General features: G+C 52.5%; 15 protein-coding genes and 1 pseudogene. 9 read left to right on the forward strand and 7 right to left on the reverse strand.

What is annotated here, in order from left to right:
- Window positions 1-67 precede the first annotated feature (67 nt).
- From JMI88_RS29150 to JMI88_RS29175, 6 genes are all read right to left on the reverse strand, one after another.
- Window positions 68-313: a hypothetical protein gene (locus JMI88_RS29150; protein ID WP_201365473.1), complete on the reverse strand. Its 246-nt coding sequence runs from the start codon at window positions 311-313 to the stop codon at window positions 68-70.
- 136 nt (window positions 314-449) lie between these two features.
- Window positions 450-1,346, reverse strand: a complete 897-nt coding sequence (locus JMI88_RS29155) for a GNAT family N-acetyltransferase (RefSeq protein WP_201365474.1) — start codon at window positions 1,344-1,346, stop codon at window positions 450-452.
- A 108-nt stretch (window positions 1,347-1,454) separates the two neighbouring features.
- Window positions 1,455-3,188, reverse strand: coding sequence for an acyl-CoA mutase large subunit family protein (locus JMI88_RS29160; RefSeq protein WP_201365475.1), 1,734 nt, complete (start codon window positions 3,186-3,188; stop codon window positions 1,455-1,457).
- Window positions 3,189-3,222: 34 nt separating this feature from the next.
- The gene (locus JMI88_RS29165) at window positions 3,223-4,407 is read right to left on the reverse strand and encodes an acetyl-CoA C-acetyltransferase (RefSeq protein ID WP_201365476.1); all 1,185 of its coding nucleotides are present in this window, start codon (window positions 4,405-4,407) and stop codon (window positions 3,223-3,225) included.
- Between the two features lie 110 nt (window positions 4,408-4,517).
- Complete coding sequence (locus JMI88_RS29170) at window positions 4,518-5,546, reverse strand: hypothetical protein (protein ID WP_201365477.1); 1,029 nt, start codon at window positions 5,544-5,546, stop codon at window positions 4,518-4,520.
- Between the two features lies 1 nt (window position 5,547).
- The gene (locus tag JMI88_RS29175; protein ID WP_201365478.1) at window positions 5,548-6,255 is read right to left on the reverse strand and encodes an RNA polymerase sigma factor; all 708 of its coding nucleotides are present in this window, start codon (window positions 6,253-6,255) and stop codon (window positions 5,548-5,550) included.
- Window positions 6,256-6,528: 273 nt separating this feature from the next.
- Between JMI88_RS29175 and JMI88_RS29180 the strand changes: the two genes are divergently transcribed.
- Window positions 6,529-8,406: a S53 family peptidase gene (locus JMI88_RS29180; RefSeq protein WP_201365479.1), complete on the forward strand. Its 1,878-nt coding sequence runs from the start codon at window positions 6,529-6,531 to the stop codon at window positions 8,404-8,406.
- 111 nt (window positions 8,407-8,517) lie between these two features.
- On the opposite strand, the gene JMI88_RS29185 is transcribed toward JMI88_RS29180, so the two are convergent.
- Window positions 8,518-9,576: a hypothetical protein gene (locus JMI88_RS29185; RefSeq protein WP_201365480.1), complete on the reverse strand. Its 1,059-nt coding sequence runs from the start codon at window positions 9,574-9,576 to the stop codon at window positions 8,518-8,520.
- A gap of 553 nt (window positions 9,577-10,129) precedes the next feature.
- Here JMI88_RS29185 and JMI88_RS29190 point away from each other — a divergent pair.
- The 8 genes and pseudogenes from JMI88_RS29190 to JMI88_RS29225 all read left to right on the forward strand — a co-directional run bounded on the left by JMI88_RS29190 (window position 10,130) and on the right by JMI88_RS29225 (window position 19,949).
- The gene (locus JMI88_RS29190; protein ID WP_201365481.1) at window positions 10,130-10,696 is read left to right on the forward strand and encodes a HEPN domain-containing protein; all 567 of its coding nucleotides are present in this window, start codon (window positions 10,130-10,132) and stop codon (window positions 10,694-10,696) included.
- Between the two features lie 89 nt (window positions 10,697-10,785).
- Window positions 10,786-13,566 carry a pyruvate, phosphate dikinase gene (gene ppdK / locus JMI88_RS29195; RefSeq protein WP_201365482.1) on the forward strand — a complete coding sequence of 927 codons (2,781 nt, stop codon included), beginning with the start codon at window positions 10,786-10,788 and terminating at the stop codon, window positions 13,564-13,566.
- Window positions 13,567-13,981: 415 nt separating this feature from the next.
- Window positions 13,982-14,560, forward strand: a complete 579-nt coding sequence (locus tag JMI88_RS29200; protein WP_201365483.1) for an HdeD family acid-resistance protein — start codon at window positions 13,982-13,984, stop codon at window positions 14,558-14,560.
- Window positions 14,561-14,769: 209 nt separating this feature from the next.
- A complete protein-coding gene (locus JMI88_RS29205; protein WP_201365484.1) occupies window positions 14,770-15,954 on the forward strand; it encodes a hypothetical protein in 1,185 nt (394 codons plus the stop codon).
- Between the two features lie 28 nt (window positions 15,955-15,982).
- A complete protein-coding gene (gene fdhF, locus JMI88_RS29210; RefSeq protein ID WP_201365485.1) occupies window positions 15,983-18,274 on the forward strand; it encodes a formate dehydrogenase subunit alpha in 2,292 nt (763 codons plus the stop codon).
- A gap of 15 nt (window positions 18,275-18,289) precedes the next feature.
- Window positions 18,290-18,811 (forward strand): annotated as a pseudogene (locus JMI88_RS29215) (4Fe-4S dicluster domain-containing protein); the annotation flags it as partial.
- A 275-nt stretch (window positions 18,812-19,086) separates the two neighbouring features.
- On the forward strand, window positions 19,087-19,629 hold the full coding sequence (locus JMI88_RS29220) for a QcrA and Rieske domain-containing protein (protein ID WP_201365487.1): 543 nt from the start codon (window positions 19,087-19,089) through the stop codon (window positions 19,627-19,629).
- A complete protein-coding gene (locus tag JMI88_RS29225) occupies window positions 19,626-19,949 on the forward strand; it encodes a hypothetical protein (RefSeq protein WP_201365488.1) in 324 nt (107 codons plus the stop codon). Before JMI88_RS29220 ends, JMI88_RS29225 begins: the two co-directional genes overlap by 4 nt.
- Window positions 19,950-19,983: the final 34 nt, after the last annotated feature.

Genomic DNA, 19,983 nt, shown 5'->3' on the forward strand with positions numbered 1-19,983 from the left:
GCACATTTTCAGCCTTCACAATAAAAAAGGAGCGGGCGCTGGCGCGCCCGCTCGCAAAGACGCACTACTAATTCTCGGGATCGGTGCCGTAGCCGTTGAGGACGGCATGGACATAATCTGCCACATAGTGGCGCTCATCCACACCATCGATAATCATACACTCGGCGACGGATACAATCTGGGGCGAAACTTCATGGAGAAAGCTTATAATCGAGCGGCTATTGCGGCGATCGGCATTGGGATCAGTCACAAAGGCATACAATTCATCGGTAAATGCTTCTTCGTCGTTGCGCAGGCGAAAAATGTTGAACATAGTCACGGTACCTTTCAAATGGTCTTCTCTATCTAAAACTTTCTGCGCTACATTTCTACAAAGACGGGGATTTAGTCCTCATTTACCATTAGTGTACGTAATTGAAAATTTACATGTCAAGGTCGAGCATTAAACATCACAGATCCAGTACGTAGTAATCATAGGTGGTATAAATGGTGAAGCCGCACGATTGATAGAGCTGCAGGGCACGGCTATTCTCAACATCTACATCCAGTACGATTCTTCTGTGTGGATCCTGACTATGCAGAATAAAAATGGCTTCCTCCAGCATCTGACGTCCATATCCCCTTCCTTGATAATCCGGGCGCACGCCAAGAGCATAGATACCGACAGCATTCTCAACCGTATCAAGACGAAAACTGCCGACAGGTTCACGGCAACCCACATCTTCGTCGCCAAAGACGGCCAGGTAATAAGGACGGGCAGGATTTTGCAGACAGTGAAGCACACGTCGCCTGGTTGCCTCTTCGCTATCACCAAAGCTTTCAGACTGCACCTTGATCAAGGCCTCAGCTTCACTGGCATCGGCCTTATGCACCTCCAGGTGCTCATCGAAGGCTTTGCGCTGTAGGACAGTGGTCAGCACCATTTCATGTTCAGACTCGCTCAAGGTGGCACCCAGTGCACGTAAAAAGGCGTGTCCCGAAGATGAGTTGCGCTCACAGACCAGTATCAACTGCTTCAGGCCCCGGGCCCGGCTTTCAACGACGGCGATGGTAAGCAATTGCCGAAAGATGCCCCTGCGCCGATACTCGGGATGCACCATCCCGACCACTTCATTCTGTTGCGCCCCCTGATCATCTATCGCTAAATAGCCGACCAGAGCGCCATTATCATAATATAAGAAATCTTTTACGATCAGGCCTGTGCGCTGCTGCAACATCTGCCATTCAATACGCATATGCAACGACTCATGACGCTCACACACGTCAGCCAGTTGCTTAAGCAGTTGAATATCGTTAGCTGATAGCGTCCGCTTTTCAATCAGGCCCTGTAATGGTTCACCAGGCATCTATGACTCCATTCCATACCCGCTGGTACCAATATAACTAAGAATGATAAAGCGGAGCAATCTCTAAAAGAGATGCTCCGCTCTTCATTATGCCACATATGCTACGGTTTAAAAGACGGCGGGCTCCAGATATTCGCCAAAGGCGGCTCGGAACACATCCATCATCTCACCCAGGGTTGCATAGGCTCTGGCTGCGTCCAGCAGAGCTGGCATGGTATTTTTATGCTCGTCGCAGGCACGACGCAAAGCGGACAGGGTACGTCGGACCTCGGCCTGGTTGCGCTCACGGCGCACGCGATTCAGGCGCTCGAGGTGTCTTTGCTGCCCTTCATAATCCACATACAAGGTCGGAACCTTCACAGATTCATCCACTGTATAAGCGTTGACGCCCACAATCTGGCGTTGTTGCTGATCAACTTCCTGCTGATAGCGATAGGCCGACTCGGCAATCTCATGCTGGAAAAAGCCATTCTGAATACAGGCCAGAACACCACCCAGCAGCTCAATGCGGTCCAGATACTGCTGGGCCGCCTGCTCGGTCTGATCAGTCAGGGCCTCAATGGCATAAGAACCGGCCAGGGGATCAACAGTATTGGTCACGCCACTTTCGTGGGCGATGATCTGCTGAGTACGCAGGGCGATCAAGGCCGCTTTTTCAGTCGGCAGGGCCAATGCTTCATCCAGAGAATTGGTATGCAATGAGTTAGTCCCACCCAGCACCGCGGCCAGCGCCTGAATAGTGGTACGCACGATATTATTCTCTGGTTGCTGGGCCGTAAGCGAGACACCAGCTGTCTGGGCATGACAGCGCATCATCCAGGAACGAGGATCTTTGGCACCATATTTCTCACGCATCAATTTCGCCCAGAGGCGTCTGCCAGCGCGGAACTTAGCAATTTCCTCTAGAAAATCATTGTGCACATCAAAGAAAAAGGAGAGTCGTGGCGCGAATTCATCGATCGACAACCCACGTGCGATGGCCGCATCTACATAGGTCAGGCCGTCAGCAATCGTAAAGGCAAGCTCTTGCACTGCCGTGGCTCCGGCCTCACGAATGTGATAGCCACTGATGCTGATAGTATTCCAGCGCGGCATCGAACGCGATCCAAACTCAATCGTGTCGATGACCAGGCCCAGCGAGGGCTCGGGTGGGAACAGGTACTCTTTCTGAGCGATATATTCTTTGAGTATATCGTTCTGCAGGGTGCCACCCAGTTTGGCCATTGGAAAACCGCGCTTTTCGGCATTAACGATATACATGGCCCAGATAGCGGCGGCTGGACTATTGATCGTCATCGAGGTCGTAATCTTATCAAGGGGTAAGTCGGCGAACAACACCTCCATATCAGCCAATGAAGAGATAGCAACACCGCACTTGCCAAACTCACCGGCGGCCATTGGATGATCGGTATCATAGCCGTAGAGCGTGGCCATATCAAAAGCCGTTGAGAGGCCCGTCTGCCCCTGCTGCAACAGATATTTGAAGCGGGCATTGGTATCTTCGGCCGTCCCAAAACCAGCGAACATACGCATAGTCCAGGGCTTGGCTCGATACATGGTCGGCTGCGCGCCGCGCGTATAAGGATATTCGCCAGGAAAACCAATGTCTTGCATATAATTCTGTCTGGACAGGTCTTGTGGCGTATATAGTCGTTGAACTGGCACACCCGATGTCGTTTCAAGCTGCTCGCGCTCAGGAATACGCTGCACAGATTGTTTTACAGTGGTCTCTTCCCACTGCCGCTGCGCTGTCTCAAGGCGAGCAAGCTCAGCAGCATCAAACAGGCTCCTTTGCTCAAGCGAGGGTCGTGTTGTTAGCTCTGAAAATTCTGGATCAGGCATAGGTATTGTGATTCTCCTCTATGAGTTGCAACGACTATACTTCAACGGACATGGCAACGGCACCACCGCCGCCCAGGCACAATGTAGCCAGGCCTCGGCCACCACCCCGGCGCCGCAATTCATAGATCAGTGTTGTCAGGACGCGGGAACCGCTGGAACCGATAGGATGTCCCAGAGCGATCGCGCCACCATTCACATTCACGCGTCCCCAGTCCCAATCCAGCTCTTTGCCGTTGGCCAGGGTCTGGGCGGCAAAGGCCTCGTTAACCTCGATCAGGTCAAAGTCTGAGATGCGCAGACCGGTACGCTCAAGCAAGCGATGAACCGCCCGGGGTGGGGCCGCAAAGATGTAGCGGGGAGTAATGGCGGCAGAAGCATAACCGGTGATGCGCGCCAGAACTGGCAGGCCACGCTCTTGCGCAAAGGCCTGATCAACCACGACAGTGGCCGATGCACCATCGCTCAAACCAGGCGCATTGCCCGCGGTAACCGTTCCGCCAGCCTGGAAGGCCGGCATCAGCTTTGCCAATGCATCCATCGAGGAATCGCCGCGAATGGGCTCATCTGTCTCGACCAGGATGGTATTTTTTTTCTGCTTTATCTCAACGGGCACAATCTCATCTTTAAAACGTCCGGCCGCCGTGGCTCCCGCCGCATGCTGATGACTTTGTAAAGAGAACTGATCCTGCTCTTCACGCGTAACGCCAAATTTCTCAGCGATAATTTCGGCTTCATTTCCCATATGAATATCTTCAAAGGCACACCAGAGGCCATCGTGTACAACACTATCGACCAGCTTGCCATCTCCCATACGGTAACCGGTGCGGGCATTAGGCAATAAATACGGGGCATTGCTCATACTCTCCATGCCGCCCGCCACAAACGCCTGCGCATCACCGGCACGAATGGCCTGGGCCGCCAGCATTACAGCTTTCAAGCCAGAGCCACAAACCTTGTTAATAGTAAAAGCGGGAATATCTTCAGGCAAACCAGCATGTAGAGCTGCCTGGCGAGCTGGAGCCTGTCCAACGCCGGCCGAAACCACATTGCCCATGATCACTTCGTCAATGGCCGTCGGGTCAATACCGGCACGACGCACCGCCTCTTTAATCGCAATCGCACCCAGTTGTGGTGCAGAGAAACTGGCAAGCGAGCTGAGAAATTTTCCGGTCGGCGTCCTCGCCGCCCCAACAATTACAGGATTATGATCAGGCATCATTCTTCTCCTCTTTATATTTTCACGTCGCTGTGAATAGAAAACTGGGGAAACCTCTTAAGTGTATACACACCGTTCACTTTATATTGTACCCTCAGAATGAGGAAGATGCATCATGGATAACCGGGTAATTGACCCATACGGAAATTACCTGGTACTTGCATATCCCACATCGAGGCTGAAACCTGCGAGGGCTGTAGCCATTGTATGGTATCATACATAGGCTCTTGCTTCCCATCAGCTTGAGGGAGGACATTTACTGGCATATAGTGCATATCGAGCAGCAGTACATGGCCATTCTGATAACGGATACGATAGACTTCTTTACCTTGAAAAGTTCCTTTACCCAGGTACGTAGCGCTCCCAACGCCCAAATCATGACGCAATTGAGCCAGGTCAAAAAGAGGCGGATCGTGCATCCACTCCTGGGCATCCCACTGAGCAACATGATGCATCATATCTAGTCCCAGGGCTTTCTGTTGATCGGCCACAACCACAACATCAATTTTACCGCTCATGACGGTCTCCACGTTCACCATGCGCTCGCTCATATTATGATAGGACATGACCTCATAGCGTTCACCGTGGGCATTAGTCATGGTCTGCTTTGAAAACAACACATAGTTGTCCCAGGATACATTGGCGGGTAATGTAAAAGCCTGCACATGCTGGCCTAGCAGCGTTGAGGCTGAGAAAGCGATGGCCAGGATAAGGATGGCAGCGGCAGCTAGGACACCAACCAGGCGCAGCGAAGAGCGCCGCTGACGGCTTTGAGATCTCGGAGTAGCGATGGCCGATAGCGGTGTTGTTTGCGGCCGGCTATTGTGACGGCCAGCGATCGCAGCCATGACGGCCTCATCGACCTGCGCACCGGGTTCTGAATCTGGCAGATGGCGCATCATCTTTGTCGTGCGGCTCATGATTTGCTGCTCTTTTTTACACAGATCGCAGGACTGTACATGGCGCGAAACGATCTCTCTCTGGGGAGGGGTCAGATCGTCCCACACTGCCAGGTATAAGCGTATAGTCGAGCAAGCCACGGGCCCACTACTTCCGATGAGGGGAAGCGGCGGTAAGCCCTGAGGATGATCGATTTTCGACATGCGCTTTTGTTGTGCTTTATTGTTGTTGGTGTTGCTCATATTATTTACTACTCCGCTTGCCAACACCATCTTTACTGACGCGCTGATACTGTTTCGCAAACATCTTCTTAGCGCGCGAAATACGCGTAGCCGCTGCATTGGGTGAAATGCCAACGATCTCCGCAATCTCCTGGTACGGTACCCCTTGAGCCGCGCTCAATGTCAACACCACCGCATACTCTTCAGGAAGAGCTGCCAGGGCCTGGCGAATCAATTCACGCTCAGCGACCTCGGGAATCCCCCCACTATCAGCGAGGAAAGAGATAAAGTCCTCTTGAAATACATTCTCACTGTCCGCATCAACCTGGCGAGAACGCAAACCAAAAGACCACCAGGAAATACGTTTGCGTTTTCTAAGGACATCAACACAGAGATTGGTCGCGATGCGGTACAGCCACGCAGAAAGGTTCTCGCGTTCATACAACCCATTCCAGGAGGTAAAGACGCGCACAAATACTTCTTGCGTAATATCGTCAGCATCCTCCCGGCTCCCGAGCAAGCGATAAATATAAGAATGGATAGGACGACGGAACTGCTCGTACAGCTGTACAAGGGCAGTTTCATCGGTTGAAGTACCAGTCAACGGCTGATTGGCCGATTTATCCACTGTCATGCTGGGGTGTACTTTCTCTCGTTCGCCAATATTCGATAAACCCACATCCACATTAGGTATGAGTAGTATACCAGCAATAACCAGGAAATTGAACATACCAGCCACTCCATCTTACAATGATATGCTACCTTTCATTTGAACGAATATATTGCGGTCCTTAAATACTCACGTAAATATGTCTTCATATTTTCAGTCAAAATAAGCGTTCTTTTGTGTTAGCTAGTACCATCATCCCAATTTCTTTCATCAAAAGCCCTTGAGCAGTATTATAATACAATGTGATATAAAATAAACTCAAAACGTTATTGATGCAGCATATCACATGCCAAAATTGATACCAGGGGTTGGGTTGTAAGGGAGGTTTTTCGCATGTTCCGTTATCCTCACAGGAGTGAGTATTATCCGTCGGATACTATACAATCTTATGGACATATCATTACTATTATTACACCATTGCTTACTTTAGTATGCGTTATGTGTATTATTTCATCTCAACTACTTTATCTATCGACCGCACAAGCTGAGAATACCAATCAGCTTATAGCTATTCCGGGTACGCTCTCTCCACTACTTAAAAACAGCCGCTTCATCGCTCACGCGGATACGCAGCAGCCAATCTGGCTCTCGCTAGGACTACGTCCACGCAATAGCGCTGCCCTCCAGCAAGCGCTGCAAGCAGTAATAAATCCCGTAGGACATCAACCACGCCTGGCTCTGAATACAGACGAGATAATTCGTCGTTTTAGTCCAACGCCTGCCAGCTATACGACGCTGATACGCTGGCTCCAGGCCGCAGGCTTTCACACCATACATACCTATAGGCATCGTTTGCTACTGGACTTTGAGGGTACGATAGGGCAGGCCCAACGCTACTTCCATCTACAGATCAACAAGTATAAAGCTCCTGATGGCACTTTCTACTATTCCAATAACAGAGCGCCTCTACTGCCGCAGGCCGTTGCCAGCCAGGTGATAAGCATCAATGGCTTAAATAACGCGACCAGTTGGACGCATACAGCGCTAGAACAGAAATCGCAACAGTCCTCCAATAATCATTCCTGTCGCGCAAATAATACCAAATCCGCTACCGGGGCGTCCGGCAGCTCAGCAGCGGCGACTGCCAGTCTTGCTGATCTCTATGGGACCCACTATACAGGCGTGGGACAGACGATCGCGCTCTTTGAACTGGGTAGGCCAGCCATAAGCGATCTCCATAGTTACGTAGCCTGCACAGGGCAAAAAGAAACTATGCTAGAGCAAATTGACGCCCCGACACCTGAATCAGCATTTATGCCAGTATCCTATGCCGCAACTATTGATGCAGAAGCCATTCTAGGCAGCGTTCCACAATTGCAAAGGCTCAAAATCTACTCTACCACTAACAATGAAAAAAGCTATCTCGATCAATGGGGACAAATTGTGCAGGATAATCCAGCGGTAGTTTCAACCAGTTGGGGACTCTGCGAGCAGCTGGCACCAGCACAACTGATCCAGCAGGAAGCGCTCTTTTTTCAGCTGGCCGCTCTGCAAGGTCAGAGCATTATAGCGGCCTCTTCGATCAGTTGTCCTATAATCTCCTCACCGGCAACAGCGTCACAACCCGCGGTAAGCGATCCTGCTTCCCAGCCATTTGTGACCGGCGTGGGCGCCACTGCGCTTATTTTTGACGCATCCCATAGCACCCATGATGGACTACAAACGGCTGGCAGGCCAGATCCAGCCAGCACCGAACTGCTCACAACGGGAGGTATCAGCCAGCTGTGGGCGATGCCAGCCTGGCAACACATTCAGGGCATACCCGACCAGGCTGCAAGCCAGCTACCGCAAGTCTGTCCACGCACCTCGACCGAGCATTACTGCCGTGAGGTGCCCGATGTCGCGCTCAATACCGACGCTCGCCATAGCTTCTGGGCCTACTGCAGCGAAGGATGTGCCAGTAACCATCCCTGGCTCAGCATCAACGGGAGCGCCCTGGCGGCTCCTCTCTGGGCCGCCTTTGTAACCCTCAGCAATCAACTATCTCAGCAGCACGGCGGCGGCAACCTGGGCTTTATCAATCCCTTGCTCTATCAACTGGCTAATAATCCAGTCAGCTACGCCAGTAGCTTCTATGATATCATTGCCACTGATGATCACAAGCCAGCCTCACCCGGCATAGGTTATGATCTGACCTCCGGGCTGGGAGAATATCGCGCCCAACACCTGGCGGAGGAGTTGCTAAAACTGATACAACCCGTATCAAAATGACAGCCGCGCTCAAAAGCATAAGCCAGAGAAGCTTTCTTGCAGCTAAATAACGGCCGCCTCTCCTACTAGATCTGGAGAGGCGGTCATTTAGTTATGGAGGGAACAAAATGTTTATGAGTGTGATTCGTCTGTATCAGAGGCCTGCTCATCTGCGCGATGATAAGAGGAGTCGTTAGCTCCAGCCGTGCCAGGAGTGGTTGTATCGGTGCCCGCATAGGCCGAGCGTACAGGCGCAGGTGCGGGTACCGCGCCATTGTATTCTGGCGTCGTCGTATCAGTGCCATACGCTGCCGCAGCGCCTGGATTTCGTCCAGGAGCACTCATATATACAGTATCCTCATCTTCAACTGACGAAGCGCCACCCTGCTCGTTCTCCAGACGACGCTCCTGCTCCTTCAATTCCTCAGGGCTCTTCTTCGTGCTGAACATCTCTGCGGAACCATAGGAACTACCCACCGTTTCATTGTTAGCTGTTGCATTGTTACCAGCGAGTGGATCGGTGGATGCGGGAGTAGCGGCAGGGAATGCTGCAGCCACGGGTAGCCCAGGATTCACGGTGCCAGCAGGACCATTAACGCCGGCCAGGCCAGCAGGATAGACTGCGGGTGGCACAGTATCGGCGGTAGAATTTGTGTAAGTGCTTCCAGCGCGATTATTATCTATCGCCGGAGCATTAGCGCTTACATTAGCATCGTAGGCGCCCGCCTGGTGCAGGATGCGTACAGCATCATCATAGCGTCCTGGTGCGTTGACCGTTACGACCGTACGTCCCTCGTTCAACTGGCCCTCATAGAAGCGGGCTTCATACTCAGGTACACCTAAATGCGTTAAAGAACCAACAAAACCACCAGCCAGCGCACCCAGAGCGACGCCTCCCAATGTCGCAGCGAGAATACCACCAGCGATAGCGGGTCCAAACCCCGGAATAAGTAACGAGGTAACTGCACCAATCACGCCACCAATCACACCTCCGCTGACAGCCCCGGTTGCCGTGGACGGAGCATTGCTAGCATCCTCAACACTATCAGATGGAGCAATATGGGGATCCCGGCTAATAAAGCCGATTTGCTCATCAGTAAAACCAGCGTTACGAAGTTGAGCCATTGCCTGCTCAGCTAACGCCGGCTCCGAAAAGACACCTACTGCGGTTGCTCGTTCTATAGTTAACATATTACGCTCCTCCTTGAATGACTGGAAAGTCCAACCATTTTTCATCAGTGTTAGCGTTATTTAAATCTTAATTATGAATACTACGCTTATACCTACTATCAATATTAAAATATGCTTATCATTATTTTCATTATTAAAATCACTTCAGTACTATTCAGTTTTTACACGAATCATGGCTGAGAACAGATGCACCCGTGCGTTAATATCATCAGATAAAGAAGCGGTGGTGCATTTATCATCAGCAATACTACTGCTTTATTCATCTTCCCCCACAAAGCATTTTAAATTTCTATAAACCTTTTCTATTCCTAAAATATAAGCTATCTATAGTTTTGCTTTCATGTTACAAAACGGCTATAGTGAGCTGAGACGAGCGACAAAAAGACGTAGCAATGCAATCACAGGCAGGAAAAAAATAGATAATCTACACACTTCAAAAGCATTGACACAACACTATAGTTAGGAATACTATGTGCAAGATAGCTGATTAGTGCTATGCAATACGAAACGCATTGGACCCATTTTACACAGCACGTAAAAGGATCACATTATCATGTCACAGATGCAGGATAGCAATCATGGATTGCCCGGTGAGCACACTGAGGATGATATAGAGCAGCAGCTCTTAAATGGTCTTTCATTAAGTTCACCATCTTCGAACTACTCAGGCGTCCATGAGGCAGAATTCCCGGTAGAAGCCGATGAGGAAGACCAGGCCGAGCACCTGGGTAGCGATACACAGGGTGCACTAGGGCTCTTCGCGGAGGCGGCCCAGGATATGGCCACCGCATCGGTCGAGCTTGGTCTTGGACGGCATTTTGCCTGTGTGGATTTCTGTAATCAGGCAGCAGAGAAGGCAGCACAAGCCGTAAGCTTGCTTCGCTTCGGTCGTCGCACCACCTACGATCACGATTTGCGCACCCTGGGCTCTCAAGTAGGTGCTCCAGACGACATTTTATCCGAGATGGAGCGGCTGACCCCCTTTCATCCCGAAGCATTTTATGCTGATACCCCTCCTGAAGAAGCCGATGAGGTCATCAATGCGGAACAGGCTGGCAGCTATGTACAAAGCGCACGCAAAACACTACGTTGGGCACGCTCAATTGTACTCAGCGTATGATTGTTAGTTATTTCTACAAATAACGGATGCAGGCACCTGAAGCCTGTATCCGTGTGTTAGCCCACAACATTAAGTTGGAGGAAGTTTTCATGACACAACAGATTACCCATTCTGAATTGGACGAGGCAGTTAAACGCTCTCCTCGCAAATGGGTCTACCTCTTTAGCGAAGGCAATGCTAGCATGCGCGAATTGCTGGGCGGCAAAGGCGCAGGTGTGGCTGAAATGACCAACGCCGGACTCCCGGTACCTCCAGGATTTACGATCACGACAGAAGCTTGTAACGGCTACTACGATAACAACCGACAATTTCCAGAAGGTGTCTGGGAGCAGGCGAAAGCCGCTCTGGCGATTGTAGAAAAACAGACCGGAAAAGGTTTCGGATCAAAAGAAAATCCATTGCTGGTATCTGTGCGCTCGGGCGCGAAATTCTCGATGCCTGGTATGATGGATACTGTCTTGAACCTTGGTATAAATGACGAGACTGTCCTGGGCCTGGTGGCATTGACAGGTGACGAGCGCTTCGCTTACGACGCCTATCGTCGCTTCATCCAAATGTTTAGCAAAATCGTGCTGGACACCAATCCCCAGGATTTTGAGGTTGTGCTGGAACGCTATAAGCACGAAGCTGGCGTCAAGACTGATGCAGAGATTCCTGCCGCTGACCTGAAGAAGATGGTCACCGAGTTTAAGCAGATCGCAGAGCGCGCCTCTGGTCAGCCTTTCCCCACCGATGTATACCAGCAGTTGCACAAAGCTATTGAGGCCGTATTCTCTTCCTGGAACAATAAACGTGCCATCGATTACCGTAACTTCAACAAGATTCCTCACAACCTTGGCACCGGTGTCAATGTCCAGAGCATGGTATTTGGCAACATGGGCAATAACAGTGGTACGGGCGTAGCCTTTACGCGTAACCCGGCCCATGGTGAAAAGAAGTTGTATGGTGAGTATTTGTTAAATGCTCAGGGTGAGGATGTGGTAGCTGGTATCCGTACACCATCGCCCATCAGCAAACTGGAACAGGATCTGCCCGACGTCTATCAGCAGTTCCTGGAAATCGCGCAACGCCTTGAGAAACACTATCGCGACATGCAGGATCTGGAGTTCACCGTTGAGCAGGGTAAGCTCTATATGCTGCAGACGCGCTCGGGCAAGCGTAACGCTGGTGCTGCGGTGAAGATCGCCGTCGATATGGTCGAAGAAGGTCTAATCACGCCAGAAGAGGCTGTCAAACGCGTTGAGCCTTCACAGGTCTATCAGCTGCTGCTGCCACGCTTCGATGAAGCTGAGAAGAGACGTGCGGAGCAGGAAGGCCGTCTGCTGGCCAAGGGTCTGAATGCCTCCCCGGGTGCAGCTTATGGTAAAGCCATCTTCGACGCTGACCGTGCCGAGGAGCTGGGTAAAGCTGGCACGCCCGTCGTACTGGTACGTCCAGAGACCAGTCCGGACGATGTGCATGGCATGCTGGTTGCTAAAGGTATCCTGACCGCTCGTGGTGGCGCCACCAGCCACGCCGCCGTCGTTGCACGTGGCCTGGGACTCCCCTGCGTCGCTGGCTGCGAAGGTATCCGTGTTAACGAGGAGCAGCATCTCTTCCGCGTGATTGGCTCCGATACAGTCATTAAAGAGGGCGATGACATCTCGATCGATGGTGCCACTGGAGAAGTTTTCGCGGGTATCATCAAAACCGTTGATGCTGATTTCGATAAAGAGACCGATCTAAAAAAACTGTTGAACTGGGCTGACGAGTTCCGTAAACTGGGTGTCTGGGCCAACGCTGACTATCCACGTGATGCCAAACGTGCCGTCACCTTTGGCGCCCAGGGCATTGGCCTCTGCCGCACCGAGCATATGTTCATGGAGCAGGAACGCCTGCCAATCGTGCAGAAAATGATCCTGTCCAAAACGAAAGAGGAGCGCGAGGCTGCACTTGATCAGTTGCTACCATTCCAGCAGAGCGACTTCAAGGGTATCTTCTCGGCTATGGTTGATCCCCAGACCAATGAGGGCTATCCTGTCGTTATTCGTCTGATCGATCCGCCACTGCACGAGTTCCTGCCTTCCTACGAGGAACTGCTGGTTGAAGTAACGCGCCTGGAAACACAGGGCGGCCACGAGGAAGAACTGGCAGAGAAACGCCAGATGCTCGAAGCCGTTGGCGCTATGCGTGAGATGAACCCCATGCTGGGTCTGCGCGGCTGCCGCCTGGGCCTGCTCTTCCCTGAGATCAACGTCATGCAGACCCGCGCCATTCTGGGTGCCGCCGCAGAGCTGGAAAAAGAAGGCAAAAAGCTGCATCCGAAGATCATGATTCCTCTGGTTGGCCATGTCAACGAATTGAAAGAGGTACGTCGCCAGTTGGAGGCCGTAGCTGCTGAGATCGCCAAGGACGCTGGTAAGCCAATTGACTACAAATTCGGTACGATGATCGAGCTGCCACGCGCTGCCCTGACCGCTGATCAGATCGCTTCGGTCGCCGACTTCTTCAGCTTTGGCACCAACGACCTGACCCAGACCACCTTCGGCTACAGCCGCGACGATGCTGAAGGCAAGTTCTTGCTCAAGTACGTTGAGGGCCTGGAAGAGCCTGGCTTGAAGGATAAAGTGAAAATTCTGCCCGTCAATCCGTTCCAGACGTTGGACCGCGATGGTGTTGGACAATTGGTAGCGATGGCCGTCGAAAAAGGCCGCAAGACCAATCCAGACATTGAGCTGGGTATCTGCGGCGAACACGGTGGCGATCCTGACAGTATCGAGTTCTGTAACGAAGTGGGACTCAACTATGTCAGCTGTTCACCATTCCGCGTCCCAGTTGCTCGCCTGGCTGCCGCGCAGGCTGCTCTGTCCCGAGCTGAGAAAGATCGCTAAAAAAGCGGTGGACTCCCATTTTATGGGAGTCCACGCGACGCGTCCGCATGCGTTTCGCACCCTCGGCGCTCAAAAATTTATTCAGTAGTGCAGAAATTGCGCCTTGCGCAATTTCTGCACTACTGAATAAAAAGGCTCGGCCACGCATGCGGACGTCCTCAAGGGACGCGTTGCTGAGATCATAAAATCCTCCTCCCTCTTCCGCCTTTTGGACGATCCTTGCCCAAGCATATATCAACTATTCTCTATTCAGGCTATGCATGGTAACGGCAAACTTAACGAATCTAGCTTCAGCACCACATCACATTCGCGGGTGTTCTAGAAGGCAGCTTTTTCTGGTCGCTACCCATAATGCATCATCATAGGTGAAGCATGCTTTCCAGCCTTCATTGTTTCAAAGCAAGGAGAAGTGATTATGGATACTCGACTCCCAGGCATATCACCAAGGATGTACACAGCTATCCCCTGGTGGATAGCGATGATGGAAGGTATCGCGTTAGTCATCATAGGTCTGTTGCTCTTAATCTCACCCACCATGACCACCCTGGTACTGGTACAGGTGCTAGGTTGGTACTGGCTGATAGGCGGCATACTAAGCTTCGTCAGTATCTTCGTGGATAGGACACAGTGGGGATGGAAACTGGCCATTGGCATATTAGGCGTCTTAGCCGGTCTGGCCGTCATCCGCGATCCATTGTGGAGCACCCTGATGGTCCCCACACTGATCGTTATCTTCCTGGCTGTACAGGCGCTGATTGTGGGTGCCATAGAACTGATCCAGGGATTCACTGGCGGTGGTGTTGCTGCTATAATGTTGGGTATTATTAATATTATCCTGGGCATTGTCCTTTTATTCTCGCCGTTAGCCGCAGCGATGGTTCTGCCACTGGTCCTCGGCATCTTCGCCCTGATTGGCGGCATCATTGCTCTGTATGGCGCATACCGCCTGCAAAAGCAACCTGAGCTAGCAGCGACACAGCCATCGGCAATTTAGCTCCAGCATATTCCGCTGCCCAATACGTCCGCCCCGTTTTTTTGAGCGGACGTATTGGGCTTCGTTATTATGACCACAAAAAATAGCGGTGGAAAAGGAGGTCTGACAAGCCCGGCAGCAAACAGGCAGAGCTTGTATAGTCTGTCAATGTCGTGCTACGATATTCGCAGGTGTTTTGTTGGTGTCTTTTGATGAGAGGATAACGAACCGTGGAACATTCTCTTCCTCATACCCAGGAACAAAGATCCACAGGGCAAGCACAACTGCCTCCACGAAAGCATATCAGGCGGCTGCGCGTGCTCTCAATTGGGGCCGGGGTGGTGGCTGCCCTTATACTGGTAGCGTTGATCGCATTGGGATCGCGTGGCTTTCACTGGTTTGATGCCGCCCTGATTGGTTACGCGGTAGCGACGATCTTTGCGACTGCTGCAGTGACTTATAAATACACATTCTGGCTGGCACGCCCACCAACGGGGCGCTACTGGCGTAGAAGCTGGCAACTTTTCCTATCCTACTCCAATTTCCGCCGCTATACGGCACTCATACCTGCGGCCATCGGCGATCTCTTCGCGCAAACATTTATTCGCAAGCGCGGCCTCTATCGCTGGATCACGCACCAGTGTATCTTCTGGGGCGTGTTGCTCTCATGCCTGATTACTTTTCCTTTAACCTTCGGCTGGCTCCGCTTTACTCAAAGCCCAACCGGCCTCTATCGTATCTGGTTCTTTGGCTTCGGCTTATTCGATTTTCCATCACATTCACTCTTTGGCTTCACGGTTATCCATGCGCTGGACTTTACAGCTGCGCTGCTATTTATCGGACTGGTACTGGCCTTTCACCGGCGCTTCCATGATCTGGCGGTAATAACAATACAGCGCTTTCGCTTTGATATAGTTCCGCTGGCTTTGTTAATGGCGATTGTTGTCACTGGCCTGGCGCTGACCGCCGATAGCACCTGGCTGGGTGGTGCATACTACTGGTACATTTCGCTGACCCACGAGACAGTGGTGGTACTCTGGCTCATTTCCTTGCCATTCGGTAAGTTTTTCCACCTGATCGAGCGCCCCGCTACAGTGGGCATCGAACTCTACTGGCGTACCGGCGAAAGCACAGCCCAACAACGCTGTGCACGCTGTGGTGAGGAATTTGCGCCAGCACGCTTCATTCAGGACCTCAAGCGTACGTTGAATGAGGTAGGCGAGAATTATAGTCTTAATAAACCTTTATCAGCGACCAACACAGTCAGCGATGAGCCGGTGGTCAAAAGTACACCAGAGCAAGAGCAAGCTATCAATATGCTCTGGTGGCAGGACATTTGTCCCTCATGTAAACGTGTGATGCGAGCACAGGCCAATCTGGCCGCGCTCGGACGTGAGGGCAATCAGTTTTTATAAGTTCAATCAGTGGGAAGGGAAAACAGCCATGAGTGTTGATAAAGGGATTTTCCGCCGTCGCCAGCGTCAGGCAGAGGTGTTTGATTACCACACTGGTGAACCGTCACCGACGCCCTGGAAATCAGATGAAGAGATTGATCGCTATGTGCCAACCCATTGCTGCTACTGCGGCGTGCAATGTGGAATGTATCTCAAAGTGGCGCGCGGCAAAGTGGTCGGAGTTGAACCGCGTACCGACTTCCCGCTCAATCACGGAATGCTGTGTCCCAAGGGATCAACCGCGTATCAGACAGTCAACCATCCCGATCGTCTGACCCATCCATTAATGCGCCGCCACGGCAAGGACAGTCCTCTGGAACGGGCCAGTTGGGATGAGGTGTTGGATACGATCGCGACGCGCTTCCGGGAGCTCCAGAATCAATATGACAAAGATACAGTGGCGATCTACAGCGGTTCCTCACTGACTAATGAGAAATGTTACCTGATGGGTAAGTTTGCCCGCGTAGCTGTAGGAACGCGCCACACTGACTATAATGGGCGGCTCTGTATGTCCTCAGCCACCGGAGCCAATGAGAGATCGCTGGGCATCGATCGGGCCGCCAATCCCATCAGCGATATGCTGCACGCCGATTGCATTTTTGTCATCGGGGCCAACGTTGGCGAATGCTTTCCGATCGTCACCAGCTATCTCTGGCAAGCCCGCGACAAAGGCTGCAAGCTCATTGTGGCCGATCCGCGCCAGACGCCAATCGCGCGCACAGCGGATGTCTTTCTTCCATTGCGTTCCGGCACCGATTCCGCGCTACTCAATGGTATGCTGCATGTGATTATCAAAGAAGGATTGATCGACGAAGATTTTATCCGTGAACGGACCGTGGGATGGGAAGAAACCAGGGCGCTGGTCGAGCAGTATCCACCTGAGCGCGTTGCCAGGGTGTGTGGACTGAAGTCAGAGGCGATAATTGAGGCCGCGCGCATGTACGGGCGCGCCAAAGCAGCCCTGATCTACACTGCACGTGGCTTAGAGCATCAGAGCAAAGGCGTTGATAACGGAGTTACAGCAGCAAACCTGGCCCTGGCCACTGGCAATTTTGGGCGACCCGGTGCTGGCTATGGCACTCTAACCGGACAGGGCAATGGACAGGGTGGACGCGAAATGGGTCAAAAAGCTTCGCAGTTACCCGGTTGTCGCGAGGTCGACAATCCTGAGGATCGTGCCTATATTAGCTCGGTCTGGGGCATTGAAGAGAAAGATCTGCCCCACTCAGGCTATCCCGCCACTCTGATGATTCCGGCCATGCTGCGCAAAGAGATTCGCGCCTGCTTTATGATCTGCTCGAATCCAATGGTTTCGCTGCCAGATCAACATACGGTTGAGCGAGCTCTGCGCGGACTCGACCTCTTCGTCGTGACTGATTTCTTCCTTTCGGAAACCGCGGAACTGGCCGATATCGTGCTGCCTGGAAGTAGCTGGGCCGAAGATGAAGGCACCACAACCAGCCTTGAGGGGCGCGTGATCAAATATAACAAGGCCGTTGAGCCTCCGGGAGAAGCCCGGCGCGACTGGGAGATTGTCTGCGATCTGGCACGCCGGTTGGGCAAGGGCCAGTACTTCGACTTCCATTCGCCGCGCGATATCTTTAATGAATTGCGCCTCTGCACGCGGGGAGCTAAATCGGACTACTGGGGCATCACGTATGAGAAGATCGATGCACAAAATGGCGTGTTCTGGCCCTGCCCGGATGCGGAACATCCAGGTACCCCACGCCTGTATCAGCAACGCTTCGGCTTCCCCGATGGGAAGGCGCGCTTCCATCCCATCACTTATGCACCACCTGCCGAGGAGCCGGACGAGGAATATCCGCTGGTGCTGACCACCGGACGCGTCATTTATCATTATCTGTCTGGCAATCAGACGCGGCGCGTCTCATTTCTCAAGGCACAGGCTCCCTATCCATGGGTGGAAATGCATGAGCAGACGGCGAACCGGCTGGGTGTGGTCGATGGGGACTGGGTGACGGTGCGCTCAAGGCGCGGTGAATTGACCGCTCCGGCACTGGTTGTGCGCTCGATCCGACCTGATACGCTGTTTATCCCATATCACTATGGACATACACAAGCCGCCAATCAGCTTACAAATCCGGTGCTGGAACCAATGATGAAGATACCCGAATACAAAGTTTGCGCGGCCTCAGCGACGCGCGCAGAGCAAAAACCAGCCTGGGCCAATGATGAAGATACACAGGCGCTGCTGGAAGCGGGGCGTAAGCGGCATGAGCTACCTGCGGCACAGGCACAAGCTAATCCAACCCTGCGCTAGAGAAAGGATGATAGCATGGCTGAATCGGTAAAGAGAATTTTTCTAGATCCTTCACGCTGCATTGGCTGTCGTTCATGTGTAGCTGCATGCCGCGAGTGCGATACCCACAAAGGCGAGAGCATGATCTATATCGATTATGTGGAGCGACACAACACGGTTGCCTCATCGCCAACGCTCTGCATGCACTGTGAAGATCCATTGGCCCCCTGCGCACAGGTCTGCCCTGCGCAGGCCATTCTGGTCAGCCCTGATGGGGTAGTGCAATCAGCAGACGAAACGCGCTGTATCTACTGTGAAAATTGTGGCTACGCCTGTCCTTTTGGCGTCCCCAAGTTTCATCGTGCCGGACACTATATGCAGAAATGCAACCTCTGCTATGACCGCACCAGCCAGGGAAAAGGTCCGATGTGCGCGACCGTCTGTCCAACGCAGGCTATTTTCTATGGTACCTATGAGGAGTGGTTGGCGGCAGGCCGGGGCCAGCAAGGCGCTAAACCGGTCAATACCTTCTATTTTGGACGGCAGCGCGTCCAGACACGCAACTATGTGACCATGCGTGAACAGGAGGATGAATTGGATCTGATGGCGCTGGTCGAGCAAGCCGATATGGGATTGCACGCGGATCTGCCAGCGGCGACGGCCAATCAATATGCCGAGTCCTGGGTTAATGCGGAGACCGCGGGCATTCCACAGCGCGAAACGCAACCTTCGCCGTGGACACCACTGCAGCCGCTCTCTCCTACGCCTGCCCCCTCACCAGTTCCAGCACAGAGTGAGAGCTAAATCATCTAAATGTCAAAAGGAGCATGTAAATGGTGAAAGAAATGGACCAGCCAGCCCGGACACCTGCTGACAATGCACTGCCGCCCAGTACACCTGAAGAGGAATGGCGCAAAGAGTTCCCTTATCCCTGGAACGAAGATGAAATTGTTACGAGACGCGATACGCTGCGCTTCCTCCTCGCAGGTTCAGGCGCACTATTCCTGGCCACGGGAGCGATTGCCATACTAGGAGCGCTCCCTAAAAATCCCAATGTAACGGCCATCCCCATCGCGAAAGAGGGCGAGCTTGCAGAGCATCAATGGAAGGTCTTTAACTATCCCGACGAGTACATGCAGGGTATCCTGATCAATCTGCCAGGGCATGGATTGGTCGCCTACAGCGATGTCTGCACACATCTTTCATGTGCGGTACTTTATCAGGGCGATGGCAAACTGCATTGTCCCTGTCATGAAGGCTTCTTCGATGCGGCCACCGGCAACGTGCTGGCGGGCCCACCAACACGCCCATTGCCATTAATACAGCTGGCCCGGCAAAATGGAACCATCTATGCCATCAAGGAGATAGAGCGATGAATACCCACAATTCAGTCCCGCGCGTCCGGAAAGCTAATCCAGATGATCCAACAGTGCGGCGACCTCCAATCGGGTCCCGTGGACCCATGCCGGGTCCAAATTTTCTGGGCCTGGAGGGACGGATCGCGATTGTACAGGCTCAAGTCTTCCTGCTGGCTATCATCGTGATTGCGCAGCTCTGGCTCGTCACCGATGCGTTATACGAACTCCTCTCCGGGCGCACCGCTAACCTGGGCTGGTTGACCATCGCCAGTGGTGTAACCTTTGCGCTGGCGCTGTTGATTACCTTCTGGCCACGGCGGCGCATTGAAGGTCATTAGTAGCATCAAAGAGGAGTGTCTACTTTATATGCAA

It is taken from the genome of Dictyobacter formicarum (assembly GCF_016587435.1).

Bases quoted from the DNA above. Each gene is read 5' to 3' on its own strand.
- JMI88_RS29150 (WP_201365473.1), bottom strand. From the start codon at position 313: ATGTTCAACATTTTTCGCCTGCGCAACGACGAAGAAGCATTTACCGAT.
- JMI88_RS29155 (WP_201365474.1), bottom strand. From the start codon at position 1,346: ATGCCTGGTGAACCATTACAGGGCCTGATTGAAAAGCGGACGCTATCA.
- JMI88_RS29160 (WP_201365475.1), bottom strand. From the start codon at position 3,188: ATGCCTGATCCAGAATTTTCAGAGCTAACAACACGACCCTCGCTTGAG.
- JMI88_RS29165 (WP_201365476.1), bottom strand. From the start codon at position 4,407: ATGATGCCTGATCATAATCCTGTAATTGTTGGGGCGGCGAGGACGCCG.
- JMI88_RS29170 (WP_201365477.1), bottom strand. From the start codon at position 5,546: ATGAGCAACACCAACAACAATAAAGCACAACAAAAGCGCATGTCGAAA.
- JMI88_RS29175 (WP_201365478.1), bottom strand. From the start codon at position 6,255: ATGTTCAATTTCCTGGTTATTGCTGGTATACTACTCATACCTAATGTG.
- JMI88_RS29180 (WP_201365479.1), top strand. From the start codon at position 6,529: ATGTTCCGTTATCCTCACAGGAGTGAGTATTATCCGTCGGATACTATA.
- JMI88_RS29185 (WP_201365480.1), bottom strand. From the start codon at position 9,576: ATGTTAACTATAGAACGAGCAACCGCAGTAGGTGTCTTTTCGGAGCCG.
- JMI88_RS29190 (WP_201365481.1), top strand. From the start codon at position 10,130: ATGTCACAGATGCAGGATAGCAATCATGGATTGCCCGGTGAGCACACT.
- ppdK (WP_201365482.1), top strand. From the start codon at position 10,786: ATGACACAACAGATTACCCATTCTGAATTGGACGAGGCAGTTAAACGC.
- JMI88_RS29200 (WP_201365483.1), top strand. From the start codon at position 13,982: ATGGATACTCGACTCCCAGGCATATCACCAAGGATGTACACAGCTATC.
- fdhF (WP_201365485.1), top strand. From the start codon at position 15,983: ATGAGTGTTGATAAAGGGATTTTCCGCCGTCGCCAGCGTCAGGCAGAG.
- JMI88_RS29220 (WP_201365487.1), top strand. From the start codon at position 19,087: ATGGTGAAAGAAATGGACCAGCCAGCCCGGACACCTGCTGACAATGCA.
- JMI88_RS29225 (WP_201365488.1), top strand. From the start codon at position 19,626: ATGAATACCCACAATTCAGTCCCGCGCGTCCGGAAAGCTAATCCAGAT.